Below are 371 nucleotides of genomic sequence, written 5' to 3' on the forward strand. Positions count from 1 at the left end.
AGCGATAGCTTGAATTTATTTTTCAAGACCTTTTCTTATTAGTTCGAGGATAGCTGCTGTTCTTGTCGGCAGTCCATTTTCTTTTTGATAGGCGTCTACTTTTTCTAAAATGATTTTTGGCATGCGTGTTTCTACGCGTTCTTTGTAAGATATATGTTCACCTCCGACTTGATTGTACGTTATTTTCACGGTATAATCAAGTAGAAAACTAAAAGCATTATGGGGGTAAGTCAAGAGAATAGATTATAACTCAAGTTTTGCAGTTAAAAAATAGCCTTTGACCCTTGGTGTCATTGACTTGGTACCGATTATTATGCCGCTTTTGATATTTGATTCAGCTGATTTTCTTTTAAAAATGGCTTGAAGAGTTC

The 371-nt window shown here is 35.0% G+C and carries 1 protein-coding gene; it reads right to left on the reverse strand.

The features are described from left to right. Positions 1-15: 15 nt before the first annotated feature. Positions 16-189: a ribbon-helix-helix domain-containing protein gene (locus tag ACYQ4S_RS12445; protein ID WP_459771491.1), complete on the reverse strand. Its 174-nt coding sequence runs from the start codon at positions 187-189 to the stop codon at positions 16-18. Positions 190-371: the final 182 nt, after the last annotated feature.

It is taken from the genome of Alkalibacterium sp. s-m-28 (assembly GCF_054658175.1).